This is a genomic window from Enterobacter asburiae (assembly GCF_001521715.1).
Classification (GTDB): Bacteria; Pseudomonadota; Gammaproteobacteria; order Enterobacterales; family Enterobacteriaceae; genus Enterobacter; species Enterobacter asburiae.
Window position 1 is genome coordinate 2369062 of record NZ_CP011863.1, and the last position, 20184, is coordinate 2389245.

17 protein-coding genes are annotated in these 20184 nt (G+C 59.7%); 6 read left to right on the plus strand and 11 right to left on the minus strand.

Annotation, left to right across the window (positions count from 1 at the left end; all coding sequences use genetic code 11):
* The first annotated feature begins 224 nt into the window (after positions 1-224).
* The 3 genes from nrdA to yfaE are packed head-to-tail and all read left to right on the plus strand — an operon-like array spanning position 225 to position 3944.
* Positions 225-2510, plus strand: a complete 2286-nt coding sequence (gene nrdA / locus ACJ69_RS11600) for a class 1a ribonucleoside-diphosphate reductase subunit alpha (RefSeq protein WP_023312513.1) — start codon at positions 225-227, stop codon at positions 2508-2510.
* Positions 2511-2559: 49 nt separating this feature from the next.
* On the plus strand, positions 2560-3690 hold the full coding sequence (gene nrdB, locus ACJ69_RS11605; protein ID WP_029740920.1) for a class Ia ribonucleoside-diphosphate reductase subunit beta: 1131 nt from the start codon (positions 2560-2562) through the stop codon (positions 3688-3690).
* Positions 3690-3944, plus strand: a complete 255-nt coding sequence (yfaE, locus tag ACJ69_RS11610; RefSeq protein ID WP_008500234.1) for a class I ribonucleotide reductase maintenance protein YfaE — start codon at positions 3690-3692, stop codon at positions 3942-3944. Before nrdB ends, yfaE begins: the two co-directional genes overlap by 1 nt.
* 105 nt (positions 3945-4049) lie before the next feature.
* Here yfaE and glpQ read toward each other — a convergent pair whose 3' ends face one another.
* Both glpQ and glpT read right to left on the minus strand, forming a co-directional pair.
* Positions 4050-5108, minus strand: a complete 1059-nt coding sequence (gene glpQ, locus ACJ69_RS11615; RefSeq protein WP_054829669.1) for a glycerophosphodiester phosphodiesterase — start codon at positions 5106-5108, stop codon at positions 4050-4052.
* A gap of 11 nt (positions 5109-5119) precedes the next feature.
* Positions 5120-6472: a glycerol-3-phosphate transporter gene (gene glpT / locus ACJ69_RS11620; RefSeq protein WP_029740922.1), complete on the minus strand. Its 1353-nt coding sequence runs from the start codon at positions 6470-6472 to the stop codon at positions 5120-5122.
* Positions 6473-6723: 251 nt separating this feature from the next.
* Between glpT and glpA the strand changes: the two genes are divergently transcribed.
* From glpA to glpC, 3 genes are read left to right on the plus strand one after another with little or no spacing between them, the layout of a single operon-like run.
* Complete coding sequence (glpA, locus tag ACJ69_RS11625; RefSeq protein WP_059347078.1) at positions 6724-8352, plus strand: anaerobic glycerol-3-phosphate dehydrogenase subunit A; 1629 nt, start codon at positions 6724-6726, stop codon at positions 8350-8352.
* Positions 8342-9559: a glycerol-3-phosphate dehydrogenase subunit GlpB gene (gene glpB / locus ACJ69_RS11630; RefSeq protein WP_059347079.1), complete on the plus strand. Its 1218-nt coding sequence runs from the start codon at positions 8342-8344 to the stop codon at positions 9557-9559. Before glpA ends, glpB begins: the two co-directional genes overlap by 11 nt.
* Positions 9556-10746 (plus strand): anaerobic glycerol-3-phosphate dehydrogenase subunit GlpC, encoded by a 1191-nt coding sequence (gene glpC / locus ACJ69_RS11635; protein WP_054829670.1) that lies wholly within the window; start codon positions 9556-9558, stop codon positions 10744-10746. The genes glpB and glpC overlap by 4 nt, the downstream gene beginning before the upstream one ends.
* 33 nt (positions 10747-10779) lie before the next feature.
* On the opposite strand, the gene ACJ69_RS11640 is transcribed toward glpC, so the two are convergent.
* The 9 genes from ACJ69_RS11640 to elaB all read right to left on the minus strand — a co-directional run bounded on the left by ACJ69_RS11640 (position 10780) and on the right by elaB (position 20133).
* On the minus strand, positions 10780-11979 hold the full coding sequence (locus tag ACJ69_RS11640; RefSeq protein ID WP_023312520.1) for a nicotinamide mononucleotide deamidase-related protein YfaY: 1200 nt from the start codon (positions 11977-11979) through the stop codon (positions 10780-10782).
* 93 nt (positions 11980-12072) lie between these two features.
* Entirely contained in the window at positions 12073-12612 is a 540-nt protein-coding gene (locus ACJ69_RS11645; RefSeq protein WP_029740927.1) for a YfaZ family outer membrane protein, read from the minus strand.
* 124 nt (positions 12613-12736) lie between these two features.
* Positions 12737-14098 carry an o-succinylbenzoate--CoA ligase gene (gene menE / locus ACJ69_RS11650; protein WP_059347080.1) on the minus strand — a complete coding sequence of 454 codons (1362 nt, stop codon included), beginning with the start codon at positions 14096-14098 and terminating at the stop codon, positions 12737-12739.
* Positions 14095-15060 carry an o-succinylbenzoate synthase gene (menC, locus tag ACJ69_RS11655; RefSeq protein WP_059347081.1) on the minus strand — a complete coding sequence of 322 codons (966 nt, stop codon included), beginning with the start codon at positions 15058-15060 and terminating at the stop codon, positions 14095-14097. The genes menE and menC overlap by 4 nt, the downstream gene beginning before the upstream one ends.
* Entirely contained in the window at positions 15060-15917 is an 858-nt protein-coding gene (gene menB, locus ACJ69_RS11660; protein WP_029740930.1) for a 1,4-dihydroxy-2-naphthoyl-CoA synthase, read from the minus strand. Before menB ends, menC begins: the two co-directional genes overlap by 1 nt.
* A complete protein-coding gene (gene menH, locus ACJ69_RS11665; RefSeq protein WP_054829672.1) occupies positions 15914-16690 on the minus strand; it encodes a 2-succinyl-6-hydroxy-2,4-cyclohexadiene-1-carboxylate synthase in 777 nt (258 codons plus the stop codon). The genes menB and menH overlap by 4 nt, the downstream gene beginning before the upstream one ends.
* Positions 16687-18357 carry a 2-succinyl-5-enolpyruvyl-6-hydroxy-3-cyclohexene-1-carboxylic-acid synthase gene (menD, locus tag ACJ69_RS11670; RefSeq protein ID WP_059347082.1) on the minus strand — a complete coding sequence of 557 codons (1671 nt, stop codon included), beginning with the start codon at positions 18355-18357 and terminating at the stop codon, positions 16687-16689. The genes menH and menD overlap by 4 nt, the downstream gene beginning before the upstream one ends.
* Positions 18358-18445: 88 nt before the next feature.
* Entirely contained in the window at positions 18446-19741 is a 1296-nt protein-coding gene (gene menF, locus ACJ69_RS11675) for an isochorismate synthase MenF (protein WP_059347083.1), read from the minus strand.
* A gap of 86 nt (positions 19742-19827) precedes the next feature.
* Positions 19828-20133, minus strand: a complete 306-nt coding sequence (elaB, locus tag ACJ69_RS11680; protein WP_008500219.1) for a stress response protein ElaB — start codon at positions 20131-20133, stop codon at positions 19828-19830.
* Positions 20134-20184 lie beyond the last annotated feature (51 nt).

Below are 20184 nucleotides of genomic sequence, written 5' to 3' on the forward strand. Positions count from 1 at the left end.
GGCCTTACAGTACGAGGACTTAGCCTTTTTTACCCTTTCACAACCTCAATTTAACGTCAAAATCAACCCTTGTGCTGAAATGATTCGATACTAGAATACTCACCATATAGCGTTTATCTTATCGCAAACCCCCTATATGTAGTATTTATCCACAGAGTTAGTCACAAGACGGATCTGTGGATAAGCGGGGGATATTTTTTATTTCACGGACAGGTAAAACCCACATGAATCAGAGTCTGCTGGTGACAAAGCGCGACGGTACTACCGAGCGTATCAATCTGGACAAAATCCATCGAGTTCTCGACTGGGCAGCAGAAGGACTGAACAACGTATCTATCTCCCAGGTTGAACTGCGTTCTCACATTCAGTTCTACGACGGTATCAAAACGTCTGATATCCACGAAACAATCATTAAAGCAGCGGCAGACCTCATCTCCCGCGAAGCACCGGATTATCAGTACCTCGCTGCACGTCTGGCGATTTTCCATCTGCGTAAAAAAGCCTACGGCCAGTTTGAGCCGCCGAAGCTTTACGATCACGTAGTCAAAATGGTTGAGCTGGGCAAATACGACACGCATCTGCTGGAAGACTATACGGAAGAAGAGTTCGAGCAGATGAACGGGTTTATCGATCACTGGCGCGACATGAACTTCTCCTACGCGGCGGTGAAGCAGCTCGAAGGCAAATACCTGGTTCAGAACCGTGTAACCGGTGAGATCTACGAAAGCGCCCAGTTCCTCTATATTCTGGTGGCCGCCTGCCTGTTCTCTAACTACCCGCGTGACACCCGTCTGGAATACGTGAAGCGTTTCTACGATGCGGTATCCACGTTCAAGATTTCTCTGCCGACGCCAATCATGTCTGGCGTGCGTACCCCAACCCGTCAGTTCAGCTCCTGCGTACTGATCGAGTGTGGTGACAGCCTGGATTCCATCAACGCCACCTCCAGCGCCATCGTGAAATACGTTTCCCAGCGTGCCGGTATCGGCATCAACGCCGGTCGCATTCGTGCGCTAGGCAGCCCGATTCGCGGCGGTGAAGCGTTCCACACCGGCTGTATTCCGTTCTATAAACACTTCCAGACGGCAGTAAAATCCTGCTCTCAGGGCGGCGTGCGCGGCGGTGCTGCGACCCTGTTCTACCCGATGTGGCACCTGGAAGTGGAAAGCCTGCTGGTCCTGAAAAACAACCGCGGCGTTGAAGGCAACCGCGTGCGTCACATGGACTACGGCGTGCAGATCAACAAGCTGATGTACACCCGTCTGCTGAAAGGCGAAGACATCACGCTGTTCAGCCCGTCCGACGTTCCGGGCCTGTATGACGCGTTCTTTGCCGATCAGGACGAGTTCGAGCGTCTGTACACCAAATACGAAAAAGACGACAGCATCCGTAAGCAGCGCGTGAAGGCGGTAGACCTCTTCTCCCTGATGATGCAGGAACGTGCCTCTACCGGCCGTATCTACATCCAGAACGTGGACCACTGCAACACCCACAGCCCGTTTGATCCAGTAGTTGCGCCAGTGCGCCAGTCTAACCTGTGCCTGGAGATCGCCCTGCCGACCAAACCGTTGGAAGACGTGAACGACGAAAACGGCGAAATCGCGCTGTGTACGCTGTCCGCGTTCAACCTGGGCGCGATTAAGAGCCTGGACGAGCTGGAAGAGCTGGCCGTGCTGGCGGTTCGCGCACTCGACGCCCTGCTGGACTACCAGGATTACCCAATCCCGGCCGCTAAACGCGGTGCGATGGGCCGCCGTACCCTGGGTATCGGCGTGATCAACTTCGCCTACTGGCTGGCGAAAAACGGCAAGCGTTACTCTGACGGCAGCGCTAACAACCTGACGCACCAGACGTTCGAAGCCATTCAGTACTACCTGATGAAAGCCTCTAACGAGCTGGCGAAAGAGCAAGGCGCGTGCCCGTGGTTCAACGAAACCACCTACGCGAAAGGCATTCTGCCAATCGACACCTACAAGAAAGACCTGGATGCAATCGTCAGCGAGCCGCTGCATCTCGACTGGGAAGGCCTGCGCGAGTCCATCAAGACCCACGGCCTTCGTAACTCTACGCTCTCTGCCCTGATGCCGTCCGAGACCTCTTCGCAGATCTCTAACGCCACCAACGGTATTGAACCGCCGCGCGGACACGTCAGCATTAAAGCGTCGAAAGACGGCGTGCTGCGTCAGGTCGTACCGGACTACGAAACGCTGGGCAACAACTACGAGCTGCTGTGGGAAATGCCAAACAACGACGGCTACCTGCAGCTGGTAGGTATCATGCAGAAGTTTATCGACCAGTCGATCTCTGCCAATACCAACTATGACCCGACTCGCTTCCCGTCCGGCAAGGTACCGATGCAGCAATTGCTGAAAGACCTGCTCACCGCCTACAAATTTGGCGTGAAAACGCTGTACTATCACAACACCCGTGACGGTGCAGAAGACGCGCAGGACGACATGGTACCGTCAATTCAGGACGATGGCTGCGAAAGCGGCGCATGTAAGATCTAATGAAGGGCGGGGATATCCCCGCCTTTATTTCGTAAGACAGGACACACTCATGGCATATACCACCTTTTCACAGACGAAAAACGACCAGCTCAAAGAGCCGATGTTCTTCGGCCAGCCGGTCAACGTGGCACGCTACGATCAGCAAAAATATGACATCTTCGAAAAGCTGATCGAAAAGCAACTCTCCTTCTTCTGGCGCCCGGAAGAAGTGGACGTTTCCCGCGACCGTATTGATTACCAGTCGCTGCCGGATCACGAAAAACATATCTTCATCAGCAACCTGAAGTACCAGACGCTGCTGGACTCCATTCAGGGTCGTAGCCCGAACGTGGCGCTGCTGCCGCTGATCTCCATTCCTGAGCTGGAAACCTGGGTGGAAACCTGGGCGTTCTCCGAGACGATCCACTCCCGCTCTTACACCCACATCATCCGCAACATCGTGAACGATCCGGCGGTGGTGTTTGACGATATCGTCACCAACGAGCAGATCCAGAAGCGCGCGGAAGGCATTGCCCACTACTACGACGAGCTGATCCAGATGACCAGCTACTGGCATCTGCTGGGCGAAGGCACCCACAACGTGAACGGTAAAACCGTTACCGTTAACCTGCGCGCGCTGAAAAAGCAGCTGTACCTGTGCCTGATGAGCGTCAACGCGCTGGAAGCGATCCGCTTCTACGTGAGCTTTGCCTGCTCCTTCGCCTTTGCCGAGCGCAAGCTGATGGAAGGCAACGCCAAAATCATTCGTCTGATCGCCCGCGATGAAGCCCTGCACCTGACAGGTACCCAGCACATGCTGAACCTGCTGCGCAGCGGTACGGACGATCCGGAGATGGCGGAAATCGCCGAAGAGTGCAAGCAGGAGTGCTACGACCTGTTCGTGCTGGCGGCTCAGCAGGAGAAAGAGTGGGCAGACTACCTGTTCCGCGACGGCTCCATGATTGGCCTGAACAAAGACATCCTGTGCCAGTACGTTGAGTACATCACCAACATCCGCATGCAGGCCGTCGGTCTCGACCTGCCGTTCCAGACGCGCTCTAACCCAATCCCGTGGATCAACACCTGGCTGGTGTCCGATAACGTGCAGGTTGCGCCGCAGGAAGTGGAAGTGAGCTCTTATCTGGTCGGTCAGATTGATTCTGAAGTCAACACCGACGACCTGAGCAACTTCCAGCTCTGATGTCACGCGTCACGTTAAGTCTTTCCGGCACTGAGGTGCTGTGTCGGGAGGAGCACCCTTCTCTGCTGGTGGCGCTTGAGGCGCATCAGGTAGAAGTAGAGTACCAGTGTCGTTCCGGCTACTGCGGCTCCTGCCGCTGCCGTCTGGTCGCCGGCCAGGTGGACTGGCTGACCGAGCCGCTGGCCTTTATCAACGAAGGGGAAATTTTGCCCTGCTGCTGCCGGGCAAAAGGCGATATTGAGATCGAAATGTGATGTTGTCCGTATCCCCTCTCCCGGTGGGAGAGGGTTAAGGTGAGGGCATCAAGCCGCAGAGCCTGAATGTCGGGTGGCGGCTTCGCCTTACCCGACCTGCCAAACCTACTTCCGGTGAATGAATTCGACCGCTTTATCCGGGAAATCCGTAAACAGTCCGTCCACGCCCGCCTGGTTATACAACACCTCATAAAGCTGATTCACGTCCGTGGCATACGGCGGCAGCTGGTCTGCACGCACGGTATACGGATGCACCTGCATCTTGCTGGCGTGCGCCTCTTTCACCATCGCCGTCAGCTTCACGTGGCCCGGCGCTGAGCCTTCCGCCACCAGCATGTGGTAATCCGGCCCGATGCCATCGGCGTACTGCGCAATCTGCTTCATCGCGCCCGGCTTAAACATCCAGTCGTAGCTGTAGTTCACCCACTTGCCGTTCGGCTGCTTCTCCTGGGTTTCATTCCAGTCGGTATAGGCAATCAGCTGCACCAGATTGAGGTTCATGCCCATCTTCGGCTCCAGCTCGGTTTTGATGCGCTTCAGCTCGGCGGCGTCAAAACACTGCAGGTAGACTTTATCCTTCTTGCTGGTGTAGCCGTACTGTTTCAGCACCTCCAGCGCCTTCGCGGCAATGTCTTTCCCTTCCTGATGGTGGAACCACGGCGCTTTGATCTCCGGGTAGATGCCGATATTTTTACCGGTTGAGTGGTTCAGCCCCTGAACAAACTCAATCTCTTCCTGGAAGGTATGGATCCGGAAGTCAGATTTGCCCATCGGGAAACGTCCCGGATAGACCTGCACCTTCTTGCCGTTTTCAATCTCGAAGCCCTCGGTAAACTTCAGGGAACGGATCTCCGCCAGGGTGAAATCAATGGCGTAGTAGCGGCCATCTTTTCGCGCGCGGTCCGGGTATCGCTCCGCCACATCCGTCACGCGGTCCAGATAGTGGTCATGCAGGACGACCAGCTGGTCGTCCTTCGTCATCACCAGATCCTGCTCCAGATAATCCGCGCCCTGGGCATAGGCCATCGCTTTCGCAGGTAGCGTATGCTCCGGCAGATAGCCGCTGGCGCCGCGGTGGGCGATAACGATTTTATCCGCCGCCAGCGCGGAACCTGTCATCAGGCCCGCCAGCAGCAGGCCGGTTGTTACGTAAGATAATTTCATCGCAATGCTCCTTATTGACGACGAGCCTGCACTTCCGCGTGGTGGCGTTTCTCACCGATCATCACAACAATCAGCAGCAGTACCGCCAGCACGCTGCCGCCGATCATCACCATAAAGCCGCCGTCCCAGCCGAAGAAATCAACGGTGTAGCCCACTATGGCGCTCGCCGCGACCGAACCGCCCAGATAGCCGAACAGACCGGTAAAGCCTGCCGCCGTGCCTGCCGCTTTTTTCGGTGCCAGCTCCAGCGCGTGCAGACCGATCAGCATTACCGGACCATAAATCAGGAAGCCAATGACGATCATGCAGGCCATGTCTACTGATGGGTTGCCCGGCGGGTTGAGCCAGTACACGACAGTCGCGATAGTGACCAGGGTCATAAAGAACACGCCCGTCGCGCCGCGGTTACCTTTAAACACCTTGTCCGACATCCAGCCGCAAAGCAGCGTGCCCGGGATCCCGGCATATTCATACAGGAAATAGGCCCACGAGGATTTATCCAGCGCGAAGTGCTTCACCTCTTTCAGGTAGGTCGGGGACCAGTCCAGAATGCCGTAGCGCAGCAGATAAACGAACACGTTCGCTACCGCGATGTACCACAGCAGCTTGTTCGGCAGGACGTACTTCATGAAGATCTGTTTTGCGGTCAGCTCTTCTTCGTGCTCTTTGCTGTAATCATCCGGATAGTCGTTTTTGTACTCTTCAATCGGCGGCAGGCCGCAGGACTGCGGCGTATCGCGCATCAGCGCGAAGGCGATAATCGCCACGACGATGGCGCCAAAGGCAGGCATATACAGCGCAGCGTGCCAGTCATTGAACCAGGCCATCCCCAGCAGGAAGAGCAGCGGCGGAATACCGCCCCCCACGTTATGCGCGCAGTTCCACACCGACACGATGCCGCCGCGCTCCTTCTGCGACCACCAGTGCACCATGGTGCGTCCGCACGGCGGCCACCCCATCCCCTGGAACCAGCCGCAGAGGAACAGCAGGACGAACATAATCGCAATACTGGACGTCGCCCACGGCACAAAGCCCATGAACAGCATGACCGCGGCCGCCAGGATCAGGCCGGCGGGCAGGAACACGCGCGGATTCGAGCGATCCGATACGGAACCCATGATGAATTTGGAAAAACCGTAGGCGATTGAGATCCCCGACAGCGCGAACCCCAGATCGCCGCGGGAGAAGCCCTGCTCCACCAGATACGGCATGGCGAGCGCAAAGTTTTTACGTACAAGGTAGTACGCCGCGTACCCGAAGAAGATCCCCAGGAAAATTTGCCAGCGCAGACGGCGGTATAGCGGATCAATTTCTGCCTCTGGCAGACGCGCCCGATGCGGCGCAGGTTTGAAGATACTGAGCATAACAGCCTCCGTGGCCTTGAATTGAATGAGCAGGTGGCTCGCACCTGAATTCCAGAGGCGGGGATGTTAAGAAATCACGGTGATTGTTACTGTGAATCAACGCACAAATTGTTACAGAAATATGACAGAATGCGCAAAAAAGCGCATGAAATCACGTTTCACTTTCGAATTTCGCGCGTTTATGTTCGAAATCAAACAAACCACACTATTGATATGGCTAAATGATAAAAAACGAACATAGAGGGTAAACAATGACCATTCACGATCCTCGCTACAGCGATGTGATAATCATTGGCGGTGGCGCAACCGGCGCCGGGATCGCACGCGACTGCGCCCTTCGCGGCTTAAGCGTCACGCTGCTGGAGCGCCACGATATTGCCACGGGCGCTACCGGGCGTAACCACGGCCTGCTGCACAGCGGCGCGCGGTACGCGGTGACCGACGGTGAATCCGCGCGCGAATGTATTGCTGAAAACCAGATCCTCAAGCGTATCGCCCGCCACTGCATTGAGCCAACCGACGGCCTCTTTATTACTCTTCCCGAAGATGACCTCGCCTTTCAGGACACCTTTATTACCGCCTGCACTGCGGCGGGCATTCAGGCGGAGGCAATGGACCCGGCGCTGGCGCGGCGGCTGGAACCGTCTGTTAACCCGGCGCTTATCGGCGCGGTGAAAGTGCCTGACGGCACCGTTGACCCCTTCCGCCTGACCGCCGCCAATATGCTGGACGCCCGCGAGCATGGCGCGCGCATCCTGACCGGGCACGAAGTGACCGGGCTTATCCGCGAGGGGAATCGCATCTGCGGCGTGCGGATCCTCGATACGCAATATAACGAACACAGCGAGCTGTATGCCGCCGTGGTGGTCAACGCGGCGGGGATCTGGGGGCAGCGCATCGCGGAATACGCGGATCTGTCGGTGCGCATGTTCCCGGCAAAAGGCTCGCTGCTGATCCTCGACCACCGCATCAATAACCACGTGATCAACCGCTGCCGCAAACCGTCCGACGCCGATATCCTCGTCCCGGGCGACACCATTTCGTTAATCGGTACCACCTCAAACCACGTGGACTACAGCGAGATTGACTACAACCGCGTGACCGCCGAAGAGGTCGACATCCTGCTGCGCGAAGGGGAAAAACTCGCGCCGGTGATGGCCCAGACGCGTATTCTGCGCGCCTACGCGGGCGTGCGTCCGCTGGTCGCCAGCGATAACGATCCGAGCGGGCGTAACGTCAGCCGGGGCATCGTGCTGCTCGATCACGCCGAGCGCGACGGCATGGACGGGTTTATCACCATCACCGGCGGCAAGCTGATGACCTACCGCCTGATGGCCGAGTGGGCGACCGATGCCGTCTGCCGCAAGCTGGGCAATACCGAACGGTGCGTGACGGCAGAGCAAGCCCTGCCCGGCTCGCGGCAGTCCACCGAAAAAACGCTGCAAAAAATTATCTCCCTGCCCGCGCCGCTGCGCGGGTCCGCGATTTACCGCCACGGCGACAGAACGCCGCAGTGGCTCGGTGAAGGACGCCTGAGCCGCAGCCTGGTGTGCGAGTGCGAAGCCGTCACCGCCGGTGAGGTGCAGTACGCGGTGGAGAGCCTGACGGTCACAAGCCTGCTCGATCTTCGCCGACGCACCCGCGTGGGAATGGGGACCTGTCAGGGCGAGCTGTGCGCCTGTCGTGCCGCCGGGCTGCTGCAGCGTTTTCACACCACTACCGCCACCCAGTCGCTCGATCAGCTCAGCGCGTTTTTAAACGAGCGCTGGAAAGGCATTCAGCCTGTCGCCTGGGGCGATGCCCTGCGCGAAAGCGAATTTACCCGCTGGGTCTACCAGGGGCTTTGCGGTCTTGAGAAGGAGCAACGCGATGAAATTTGATACCGTCATCGTCGGCGGCGGGCTGGCAGGCCTGCTCTGCGGCATCAAGCTCTCGAAGCAGGGGCTGCGCTGCGCCATTATCACCCGGGGCCAGAGCGCCCTGCACTTCTCGTCGGGCTCGCTGGATCTGGTGGACGAAGCGTACCGCGATAAGCTGCCGCCGGAGCACCCGTATCACCTGATTGGCGCCCAGCATATTGACCGCTTTGCGCTGGAAACCGAAGCGCTGCTGGCGGACTGCGGCGCGCGTCTGAAGGGAAGCGCCCGGCTCAATCACCAGCGCGTCACGCCGCTCGGCACCCTGCGCTCTGCCTGGCTCAGCCCGGAGGAGGTACCCGTTGCACCCTTCAATGCCGCGCGCGTGCGGGTCGTGGGTATTAGCGGTTTTCTGGATTTTCAGCCCCATCTCGCGGCGGCGTCGCTCTGTCGCCAGGGCGTTAACGCCGAAACGGCAGAGATAGAGCTGCCTGAGCTTGATGTCCTGCGCGATAACCCGAGCGAGTTTCGCGCGGTGAATATCGCCCGTTTTCTGGATAACGAGGACAAATGGCAGCTGCTGTATGACGCGCTCAGGCCGCTCAGCGACGGCTGCGACGCCCTGCTGATGCCCGCCTGCTTTGGTTTACGCGACAACCGGCTCTGGCGCTGGCTCTCGGATCGGCTGCCCTGCTCGCTCGGCCTGCTGCCCACGCTGCCCCCTTCCGTGCCCGGCATTCGCCTGCATACCCAGCTCCAGCGCCAGTTTGTCACGCAGGGCGGCGTGTGGATGGCGGGCGATGAGGTGAAAAAAATCACCCTGACCGACGGCGCGGTGAGCGAGATCTGGACGCGCAACCACGACGATATTCCGCTTCGTGCCCGCTATACGGTGCTGGCAAGCGGCAGCTTCTTCAGCAACGGGCTGCTGAGCAGCCGGGAGGGCATCCGGGAAGCCATTATGGGGCTGGATGTTCGCCAGCGTGCCTCCCGCGCGGACTGGTATCAAAGTGATTTCTTCTCGCCGCAGCCATGGCAGCAGTTCGGCGTGATTGTCGATAGCCAGCTGCATCCGCAACTTTCCGGTAAGCCCGTCAGTAATCTCTTTGCCATCGGCTCGCTGCTGGGCGGGTACGATCCCATTGCTCAGGGATGCGGTGGCGGGGTCTGCGCCGTCACGGCGCTGTATGTGGCAGAGCAGATTAGCCAGCGCACGGAGGCTGAACAATGAACGACACCCGTTTTGAAAGCTGCATTAAATGCACGGTGTGCACCACCGTCTGCCCGGTCAGCGGCGTGAACCCACGCTATCCTGGCCCGAAACAGGCCGGGCCGGACGGCGAGCGTCTGCGTCTGAAAGACGGCAAGCTGTACGACGAGGCGCTGAAATACTGCATCAACTGCAAACGCTGCGAAGTCGCCTGCCCGTCGGATGTTAAAATCGGCGATATCATCCAGCGCGCCCGGGCGCGCTACAGCACGCAAAAGCCGACGCTGCGGGACGCGATCCTGAGCCATACCGATCTGATGGGCAGCGTCTCGACGCCGTTTGCCCCGCTGGTGAATGCCGCAACCTCGCTCAAGCCGGTGCGCCAGCTGCTGGATGCCACGCTGAAGATAGACCATCACCGCAGCCTGCCGAAATATTCTCACGGCACCTTCCGCAGCTGGTACAAGTCCGTCGCGGCGGAACAGGCGCAGTACGCCGACCAGGTGGCCTTCTTCCACGGCTGCTATGTGAATTACAACCATCCGCAGCTGGGTAAAGACCTGCTGAAAGTGCTGAACGCCATGGGAACGGGCGTTCAGCTACTGAACAAAGAGAAGTGCTGCGGCGTACCGCTGATCGCCAACGGGTTTACCGATAAAGCGCGCAGGCAGGCTCAGAGCAATGTCACCTCCCTGCGCGAAGCGATTGTCGATAAAGGCATTCCGGTACTGGCGACCTCGTCCACCTGTACCTTCACCCTGCGCGACGAGTACCCGCATCTGCTGGACGTGGATAACGCCGGCCTGCGCGAGCACATCGAGCTGGCGACGCGCTTCCTGTGGCGCAAGCTGGACGGCGGACAGACGCTGCCGCTGAAGACATTACCGCTGAAAGTGGTGTATCACACGCCGTGTCATATGGAGAAGATGGGCTGGTCGCTCTATACGCTTGAGCTGCTGCGATTAATTCCAGGCCTGGAGCTGACGGTGCTGGATTCGCGCTGCTGCGGGATTGCGGGGACCTACGGCTTTAAGCGTGAAAACTACGAAACGTCACAGGCGATTGGCGCCCCGCTGTTCCGTCAGATTGAAGAGAGCGGCGCGGATATCGTGGTAACGGACTGCGAAACCTGCAAGTGGCAGATTGAGATGTCCACCAGCAAGCGCTGCGAACATCCAATCACCCTGCTGGCGAAGGCGCTGGGCTAAACAGTGCCGGGGCGAAAGGCCCCGGCACAGGTTTTACTCGATGAACAGCGACTCGACAACGTTAATCCAGCCGTGCTCGCTGGCAACCTCTTTGCCATTCAGCCAGCGGCGCAGCATGTTCAGCGCCATCATGGCGCAAACCTCCTGACGCACCGCCAGGCTGTGGCGGGTGATGCTCATTTTTACCCGCAGGGCCCAGGTGCCTTCCGGCGTCGCCAGCGCGAAGTTAAGGTATTCCTCGTCCAGCCCCCCGACGAACAGCGCCAGACCGGCAAAATGCTTCACCCTTCTCTCTGAAGCCCAGCGGGCGGTCTGCGCCAGCGTCTCCTGCTGGAACGGCACCACTTCGCTGGCCAGCAGCGGCGCGTTGACGCGCGACAGCTGCAGCGCCAGCAGGCCACCGGTGAACTGCTCGCTTAAGGTCACGCTCAGCTGACGCGACTGCAGATGCGTCGCAATCTGCGCGGGCAGCCCTTCCGTCCCTTCAAAGATCAGGCTTTCGCCCGCTACGCGCTGCACCTCGGGCCACAGGGCCAGCATCGCCTCTTTCTGCTCGGCCGGGCCTGTCAGCTTGAGTTCAATGATCGGCATGGAGGAGCGGTAGCCCATGGAGACGCCCGGCGGCAGCGGGAGAGGGTCAAGGCTCTGGGCCAGATCGCTTTCCGAGCGGCCAAAGGTGGTCAGACGCAGGCACAGCGGCGGTTCAGGCAGGGTAAAACGATCGCGAAGGCGCGGCAGGATCTGCTGCTCGACCATCACTTTAAATTCTGAGGGCACGCCCGGCGTGAAGAACATCAGGCAGCGGTTCAGCTGCATGGCAAACCCGCACGCGGTACCCACCGGGTTATCGACCAGCTCGGCGCTGGCGGGAATTTCAGCCTGTTTGCGGTTGCTGGGGGCCATGACGCGGCCACGTTCGGAGAAAAAGCGCTCCATCTGCGAAAGCCACGCTTCGTGCAGCACCAGCCCTTCGCCTTTTGCGGTGGCGGCGGCCAGCGCGCTGAGATCGTCACCGGTGGGGCCGAGCCCGCCGTTCACAATCAGCACGTCGCACTGTTCGCTGCGCTCGCGCAGAATAGCGACCAGCGACTCAAGATTGTCGCCCACGGTATTGCGGCGCGTTAACGGTAATCCTTGCTCAAAGAAAAGATCGGCAAGCCAGGCAGCATTGGTATCGATAATTTGTCCATGCAGCACTTCGTCGCCGGTGGATAACATCTCCACGTTAATCATTATGTTCTCCCGCTTATTTGGTCAAAACACTATAGCGCAAACGCGGGGTGGAGAAGAGAGAAACTGGCGCGACAGAACGCCGCGCCGGAGTGATTAGAAGCCTGCGCTGACGCCCACGTACGGGCCGTCGGCCAGCGCGTTGTCGCGGTTGCCGTCTTTACCGGCCAGGTTCAGATAGCGATAGCCCGCTTCGATGGTAATCGGACGCATGATGGTCCAGCGCGCGCCGGCGTTGGCCTCTTCATAGCTCTCGATACCGCTTGAGAGGGAATCCGGCGAATAGTAGTACTCACCAAACAGGCCGAAGCTGTCGCCAATTTTCCACTGCAGGCCGCCGCCCACTGCCGCCGCGTACCCTTCGTCACCGTCATTTGGGTTGGTATAGATACCTTTACCGCCGACGGTTGCCAGGAACGGGCCAAGAGGAACGTTCAGACCCAGGCCGAGGCTCGCCGCGTCGCCGTCGTCATCGTTATGCGTCCAGCCGCCGGTCATCGCCAGACCGGATGTCTCGGTACCCATGCCAAAGCCCAGGTGGGTATAATCCTGACCCGCCGAGCCGTTAATGCTGATGGCGTTAGCCGCCGCAGATACAACCATCAGGCCGAAGCCCACTAATGCCACTTTTTTCATTGTCGTGATCCCACACAATTATTATAAAGAAGTCCCAAAACCGCGAGATTTTAACCGGAGTCTCCCGGGGATCAAGCACTCTGCGTGCGGCAGGTCAGTAGATTGTAATTATTTGAAACGGCTATTATCCCTTCAGCGAGGCGTTCACCCATTGCTGCAACGCGCGGCGCGAGACTTTAATGCCGCCATTTTTGAGTTCGGTCGGCAACAGCAGCCAGCGGACGGGTTGCTCAAAACGCGCCACCTTATCCCTGACCCAGTCAGGTAAACAGCTGATATCCGTTCCCGGCTCGCACTCCACCACCGCCACCGGACGCTGTCCAAACTCGGCGTCGTCCAGCGGGACGATAAACACCTGGTTAATCTGCGGATGGCGGGCGATAACGCGCTCAAGGCTCTCCGGCTGGATCCCTTCTCCGCCGCTAAAAAAGAGGTTGTCCATGCGGCCCAGGATCGTCAGGCGACCGTCATGCCATTCACCGCGATCGCGGGTGGCGAACCATCCCTGCGCGTTGGTCAGCGGAACTAGTTCGCCGTCCCGCCAGTAGCCTGAGGCCATACTCTCTGCCCGGATCCAGACTTCACCGTCAACCACCTGCACCTCTCTGCCCGGCAGCGCATAGCCTACGTCCGGCTCGCCGTCCGCCGCTTTCGCGCAGACGGTAGAGGCAAACTCGGTCAGGCCGTAGCCGCAGAAGGTGTGAATCCCCTGCTCGCGCGCCTGCTGCGTCAATTCAACAGGGATGGCGGCCCCGCCCAGCAGCACCGCTTTCAGTGCGACAGGCTGGTGGGTATTAAGCAGGCGCCAGAGCTGGGTCGGCACCAGCGAGGCGTGGGTACAGCCGCGCAGCGCCTGCGCCAGCGGCTGTTTCTCGCGCACGGTTAACCGCGCGCCGGCCTGCAGCCAGCGCCATAAAATCCCCTGCCCGGAAACGTGAAACAGCGGCAGCGAAAGCAGCCAGTCGTCATCTTCGCCGTAGGGCATCAGCGCCAGCACGCCGCGCGCGCTGGCGAGATGGGCGTCGCAGGTATGCACCGCCGCTTTCGGCAGCCCGGTGGAGCCGGAGGTTAGCGTCATCGACGCCAGCCGCGCCGGCTGCCACGCAACGCAATATTCCCCCGCATGCTCGCGCATGCTCAGACCAGGAAGACCGTCAAAGGTACCGTCCAGCACCAGCGCAAAGCGCAGCGTCATCTGCGGAAGCAACACGTCCAGCAGCGGGCGAGGCAGCTGCGGATTAACGGGAAGAATACGCGCCCCGCACTGGAGCAGCGCGAGCCACGCCAGCAGGGTTTGCGGGTAATTATGGGCCAGCAGCAGCACGCCGTTGCCCTCCTCCACGCCCTGCAGGTGAAACTCTGCCGCAAGGCGGTCGACGCGGGCGCACAGCTGTTGCCAGCTGAGCACCTCGTCGTTCAGCCTCAGGGCCGGTTTATCAGCAAACTGCGCGCGCCAGTGCCGCCACGGCCAGTCGGTAAAACTCATAACAACGGCTCCAGCGCCGTGACGTCGAGGCACGGCAGCGCGCTGTCCGGCCACGTGCGGATAAGCTGGGCCTGCATCAGGTTCAGCGTGTCGAGGCCGGGGATCGTATCCGGCGTTAACCAGGCGGCAATGCGCGCCAGCTGGGTCAGCCCAAGGCTGGACTCAATCGACGAGCTGATGACAGCCGTCAGCCCCGAGGCGTGCGCTGCCGCGACCTGCTCGCGCACCTTCGCCAGGCTGCCGGTCAGCGTCGGTTTAATCACCACCGCGCTGACGCCGGGCTCGGCGATAAATTCAAAATCGTCCTCTCGCAGGCTTTCATCCCAGGCGATGGCTATCCCCGTTTCGCGGGCAAACGCGCGCGAATCGTCGCGGGTTTTGCAGGGTTCTTCGAGAAAGGCAATGCGGCTGCGGTACGCCGGGTTGACGTACTTTGCAAACTGCTGCGCCTTGAGCGGCGTCCAGGCGCGGTTAGCGTCCAGACGCAGATGAAGGTCGGGGATCGCCTCCAGCAGAAGGTTAGCGACCATTCCGTCGCGCACCGCTTCGTAGAGACCGACTTTAATTTTCGCCACTTTCTCGCCCGGCATGGCGGAGAGCAGCGCGAACAGCTCGTCAGGATCGCCCGTGCAGAGCGGTGCCGCGCGGTAGTTAGCCTCTTCAGGCAGGCTACTGTCCAGCTCCGCCAGCGCGCAGCTGATGCCAAAAGCTGCAGAAGGCACGTCCGGCAACGCCGGATCCGCGCCCTCACGCCACGCGTCAGCCCACGCCAGCAATGCTAACTGCGCGTCATCCAGCGACTCCAGGCTAAAGCCCGGCAGAGGCGAAATCTCGCCCCAGCCTTCCCGCTCGTCCTGCTGCAGATGCACGAATAAGCCGTCACGGTTTTTTAACCGCCGTTCACGCAGCACCACGCCCGCGTCCATCGGTATCTGCCAGCGGTAAACCTGCGCGCGACGCATTACGGATTCCGTTTGTATTTGCTGAAGTCCGGCTGGCGTTTTTCGTTAAACGCGTTGCGCCCTTCCTGACCCTCTTCGGTCATGTAGAACAGCATGGTGGCGTTGCCCGCCAGCTCCTGCAGACCCGCCTGACCGTCGCAGTCGGCGTTGAGAGCGGCCTTCAGGCAGCGCAGCGCCATCGGGCTGTTTTGCAGCATTTCGCGGCACCAGCGAACGGTCTCTTTTTCGAGATCGGCAATCGGTACCACGGTATTCACCAGGCCCATATCCAGCGCTTCCTGAGCGTTGTACTGACGGCACAGGAACCAGATTTCGCGGGCTTTTTTCTGCCCGACGATGCGTGCCATATACGAGGCGCCCCAGCCGCCGTCGAAGGAGCCTACTTTCGGACCGGTCTGGCCGAAGATGGCGTTCTCGGCGGCAATGGTCAGATCGCACATCATGTGCAGCACGTGACCGCCGCCGATGGAGTAGCCCGCCACCATCGCCACCACCGGTTTTGGACAGGTGCGGATCTGACGCTGGAAATCGAGGACGTTCAGGTGGTGGGTACCCGCATCGTCCTGGTATCCGCCGTAGTCGCCGCGCACTTTCTGATCGCCGCCGGAGCAGAACGCTTTATCGCCTTCGCCGGTCAGGACAATCACGCCGATGTTGTCGTCGTAGCGCGCATCCGCCAGGGCCTGAATCATCTCTTTCACGGTCAGCGGACGGAAGGCGTTACGCACCTGCGGACGGTTGATGGTGATTTTGGCAATGCCGTCGGCGGATTTGTGGTAACGAATGTCGGTGTAGCCTTCGGAGCAGTCCTGCCATTCAACCGGGGCGTAAAGCATGTTTTCATCAGGATAGATCATAGAGTGTCCTTTATTCGATAACGCAGTATCTGAGCCAGACTCGCGATAACCGCATCGGGGTTTTCCCGGTGGGCGTTGTGTCCGGCATTGGGAATGGCATGGCGAACGGCGTTCACTTCCGCGGCAAGGGCCGCGAACTTCTCATCCCGTTCGCCATAGAGATAGTCAAAAGAGAAATCGCGTGCGCTAAGCGCGGCACGCAAATCCGGCTGCACGGCCAGCGAGGTCGCCTCGAGCATCATAGCCAGCGTCTCGCCGTTGTTCTGGCTGCGCAGGGTAATCAGCGCCTCGCGATGGGCGTCCGTAAGGGAGGCGAACACGGGCTGTTGGTACCAGTCAGCGAACACTTTATCCAGCGGTTCGGTGCGAAAACGCGTTGCCCAGCGGCGGTCAGACGCCAGCCGCGCATTTCGCGCATCGGCATCCTGCAGGCCCGGATGTCCACCTTCAACAATCATCCCGAGCAGCCCCTTCGGCTGCTGGGAGGCATGAAACATCGCAATGCGGCCGCCGAGGGAGTACCCGATGAGCCAGAATTTAAGTATGTTGTAACTAAGAAGGGTTCGGGTGAGCAACGCGCTCATCTCGTCAAACCCCGTCACGCCCAGATTTCGGGATCCACCGTGACCCGGCAAATCCAGATACAGCCGGGGATAATCGCTGAGCCCTTCACCGACCCTCTGCCACTCGCGGCGGTCGCCTGAAAAACCGTGCAAAAAGACCAGCCAGGGATAGCCTGGTTTGCCAGCCTGCTGCACGCCAGAGAGGATCACAGGTGGCTCACCTGCGCCAGCAGGCTTTGCAGGGCCTGCGCACCGTCAGCCTCGTTCACCACCAGCTCAATCAGCGTTGCGCCCGGCTGTTTCCAGGCGCTGCTTAACGCCGCGTCCAGCTGTTCCCAGCTTTCCGGGCGATGGTATTTCAGGCTAAACATCGCCGCGGCGTGTTCGAACTGCACGTTCTGCGGCATCAGATAGAAGCGCTCGCGCTCGCTCTGGGGCGTTGGCAACAGGGAGAAAATCTGCCCGCCGTTGTTGTTGACCACAATCAGCACAAACGGGGCTGACGCCTGACGCAGCAGCGCCAGCGCGTTGAGATCGTAGAGCGCGGAGAGATCGCCCACGATCGCCAGCGTCGATTTCGCGCTGGCGCGCTGCACGCCCGCCGCCGTGGAGATCAGCCCGTCGATGCCGCTGGCACCGCGATTGCTGTACACCGGGTAGCCCGCGGGCAGCTTCGAAAACGCGTCAATCAGCCGCACGACAAGGCTGTTGCCGACAAACAGCTGCCCCTGTTCAGGCAGGCACTGGCGAATGCGGTGCGCCAGCCCGGCTTCGCTAAACGCTTCACAGTGCGCTTTGGTCAGTTCCCACGCCTGGCGCGAAAGGTCCGGGATGGCCACAGCCCAGGGCTTGCGTTTTTCAGCCGGATGAAGCGTCAGCCAGGCGTCGATGCTGCTGACCAGACGACGGCCGCGGTGGTGCGCCGGGTCAAGCCGCCCTTCCAGGGAATCCACCAGCCAGTACTCTTCCGGCATGCAGGTGGCCTGCCACTGCAGTAAGCGTTTGCCGGTCAAACTCGATCCAAGCTGGACCACAATCTGCGCCTGCGCAAGCTCGGTGACCGCTTTGGCATTACCCAGCCAGAGGTCGGCGCACGGCAGCGGCTGGCCAGTCTGGGAAAGCACGTCGCCTATCAGCGGCCAGCCAAGGGTTTGCGCCCATTCGGCAACCAGCTTGCCTTCGGCAGCGCTCATGCGCCCGGCAATCACCACGCCGCGCTTCTGCCGCCAGAAGAACCAGTCACGCTGTTTCGCGCTCTCAAGATGCGTCTGCTCGCGCAGCCACGGTTTTTCACTCTGCCACCAGTCGCCGAGAGACTGCTGCCAGTCAAGACCCGTGTCGTCCATCTCGCCGTACAGCGGCTCGGCAAACGGGCAGTTGATATGCAACGCCCCGCTGCGCAACGTCTCCACGGCGTGATCGACGGTGGAGACCAGCCAGCTTGCCGGAATATCCTGGGTGGGACGCGGTAACGAAATCGTCTGCGAAGGATGCGAAGAAAAGAGCCCCGGCTGGCGAATGGCCTGATTGGCACCGCAGTCGATAAGCTCAGGGGGACGATCGGCCGTCAGTAAGATCACTCTTTCACCCGTTAACCCGGCTTCAATCAGGGCCGGATAGAGGTTCGCCACGGCGGTACCGGAGGTGACGATCACCGCCACTGGTTCTTTGCTGACTTTCGCCAGACCCAGCGCAAGATGCCCGAGGCCGCGTTCATCAAAGTGGGTGTGGTGAATGAACGCCCGGTTTTCTGCGGCCGCCAGCGTCAGCGGCGTTGAGCGAGAACCCGGTGCAATACACACGTGCCTGACGCCATGGCGCGTCAGGGCTTCAAGGATCACCGCCGCCCAGCGTCGGTTAAAAGAACTTACTGACATGAGATTGTCCGGTATCAAGAATGCGACACAGTATAAATAATAGAAAAAATTGGAATTTTGATATGAATCGGGATTGCGCGAATCTGTATTAATCCCTTAGGAGCAGAGAGCGCAATCCGGCTGCTTTATTTTCAATCTCCTGCCACTCCTGCTCCGGGTCAGATCCGCTGACAATACCGGCGCCGGCGTAGAGCCGCAGGGAGTCCTCCTGAACGCGCGCGGAGCGCAGCGCCACGCAGAACTCACTCTGTTCGGGGGATAAATACCCGGCCGAACCGGCGTACCACTCGCGGTTAAAGGGTTCAACCTTCTGGATAAACTCGCGCGCGGGCTGTCGGGGTAATCCAGCAACGGCCGCGGTCGGCTGTAACATGAGCAGACACTGCTCGTCATCGGCCTGTTTGAGCTCGGTCCAGATACAGCGGCGCAAATGCTGCACCTTACGCAGGCGTACCACCTGGGGGGGCAGTACCTCAAGCGTCTGCGTAGAGCGCTGAAGACGCTGGCAGATATCTTCCACCACCAGCATATTTTCGCGCTGGTTTTTATCATCATTCAGCAGCCACTCGCCGAGACGCTGCGCCTGGCTATCTTCGGTATGGCTGGCGACGGTGCCAGCAAGCGCTTCCGTGCGCAGCAGCTTGCCGCGCCGTCGCCAGAGACGCTCGGGCGTAGAGCCGAGAAACGCGTTGCTGGCGTTGAACACCATGCAGAAATGGTAGCAGTGTAAATTCAGGGCGCGGCTGGCCGCCATCAGCGCAACGGGGTTAACGCGCTGCGTGAACTGCAGATCGGTTGCCCGGGCGAGAACCACTTTTTCAAAATCACCGCGCGCGATGGTCTCCGTCGCCCTGCGGATAAGCTTCAGCCATTCGGCCTGCTGCGGCTGATGGGTTTCGTGCTCAACCTGCACGGAGAGCGGACGGATAGATCTCGCAGGACGGAGCTGCTGTAAAAAATCCAGCGCGACGCGGGCATCCTCCACAAGCGAGCGGTCGCTCCAGAGCTGCAGGCGCAGCGTGGCGTTGCCGGCGGTGCGTCGCCAGAGCAGTCGCGGTAAAAAGAGGCTGCCCTGCTCCGGATTAAAGGCGTTCAGGCCGCAGATGCGGGTATCACTTGCCGCGTTTTGCTCGCGCAAAAACTGCGAGGCTAATGCCAGAGAGGAAAATTGGGTGACCGCCCCCAGCGCGGCCAGCTCTTCATCACCGTTACGCTGCTGCCAGTAAAACTGCGGATAACACTGCTGCTCGCCCAGCCAGGCGAGGGGATCGAAGGCGTCGTTTAACGGGAAAGAGACGTCGAAATGACGTATGCCGGGTGCTGCGGGTAACGCTTGCGATAGCTGGGTACGCAGTTGCTCCAACGCGAGGAAAATCGAATTCACGCGAACCTCTCCCTGTTAAAACCTCGTATTATACGGGGTACTGACCATAAATAGCAGTACCCACGTATAGGGAGTGGTTAAGCGGCTTAACGACGGGCTAACAGCAGCCCCAGTACCAGCCCCACGGCGGCACCCACCCCAATGCCCTGCCACGGTTTTTCATGCACATAATCATCGGCACGATACACCGCTTTTTTGGCACGGTAATAGTAAGTATCAGACGCATGGCTGACCCGGTTTTTCACTTCATGCAGCGCCTGCTCGGCACGGGCTTTTAGCTCAATATATTTCTGATCGGCAGGGTCGCCCGAGGAACGTAACACCTCTTCCAGCGTTTCGCTCAGTAAGGCCAGGTCGTCGTCGATACGGGTATCCCAGGATTGAAATGACATATTTTTCTCCATGTTAGTACACCAGTCCGCTAACTATAGCCAACGACTCGC

Excerpts from the sequence above, each read along its gene's own strand:
- nrdA (WP_023312513.1), top strand. The coding sequence starts at position 225 with ATGAATCAGAGTCTGCTGGTGACAAAGCGCGACGGTACTACCGAGCGT.
- nrdB (WP_029740920.1), top strand. The coding sequence starts at position 2,560 with ATGGCATATACCACCTTTTCACAGACGAAAAACGACCAGCTCAAAGAG.
- yfaE (WP_008500234.1), top strand. The coding sequence starts at position 3,690 with ATGTCACGCGTCACGTTAAGTCTTTCCGGCACTGAGGTGCTGTGTCGG.
- glpQ (WP_054829669.1), bottom strand. The coding sequence starts at position 5,108 with ATGAAATTATCTTACGTAACAACCGGCCTGCTGCTGGCGGGCCTGATG.
- glpT (WP_029740922.1), bottom strand. The coding sequence starts at position 6,472 with ATGCTCAGTATCTTCAAACCTGCGCCGCATCGGGCGCGTCTGCCAGAG.
- glpA (WP_059347078.1), top strand. The coding sequence starts at position 6,724 with ATGACCATTCACGATCCTCGCTACAGCGATGTGATAATCATTGGCGGT.
- glpB (WP_059347079.1), top strand. The coding sequence starts at position 8,342 with ATGAAATTTGATACCGTCATCGTCGGCGGCGGGCTGGCAGGCCTGCTC.
- glpC (WP_054829670.1), top strand. The coding sequence starts at position 9,556 with ATGAACGACACCCGTTTTGAAAGCTGCATTAAATGCACGGTGTGCACC.
- ACJ69_RS11640 (WP_023312520.1), bottom strand. The coding sequence starts at position 11,979 with ATGATTAACGTGGAGATGTTATCCACCGGCGACGAAGTGCTGCATGGA.
- ACJ69_RS11645 (WP_029740927.1), bottom strand. The coding sequence starts at position 12,612 with ATGAAAAAAGTGGCATTAGTGGGCTTCGGCCTGATGGTTGTATCTGCG.
- menE (WP_059347080.1), bottom strand. The coding sequence starts at position 14,098 with ATGAGTTTTACCGACTGGCCGTGGCGGCACTGGCGCGCGCAGTTTGCT.
- menC (WP_059347081.1), bottom strand. The coding sequence starts at position 15,060 with ATGCGTCGCGCGCAGGTTTACCGCTGGCAGATACCGATGGACGCGGGC.
- menB (WP_029740930.1), bottom strand. The coding sequence starts at position 15,917 with ATGATCTATCCTGATGAAAACATGCTTTACGCCCCGGTTGAATGGCAG.
- menD (WP_059347082.1), bottom strand. The coding sequence starts at position 18,357 with ATGTCAGTAAGTTCTTTTAACCGACGCTGGGCGGCGGTGATCCTTGAA.
- elaB (WP_008500219.1), bottom strand. The coding sequence starts at position 20,133 with ATGTCATTTCAATCCTGGGATACCCGTATCGACGACGACCTGGCCTTA.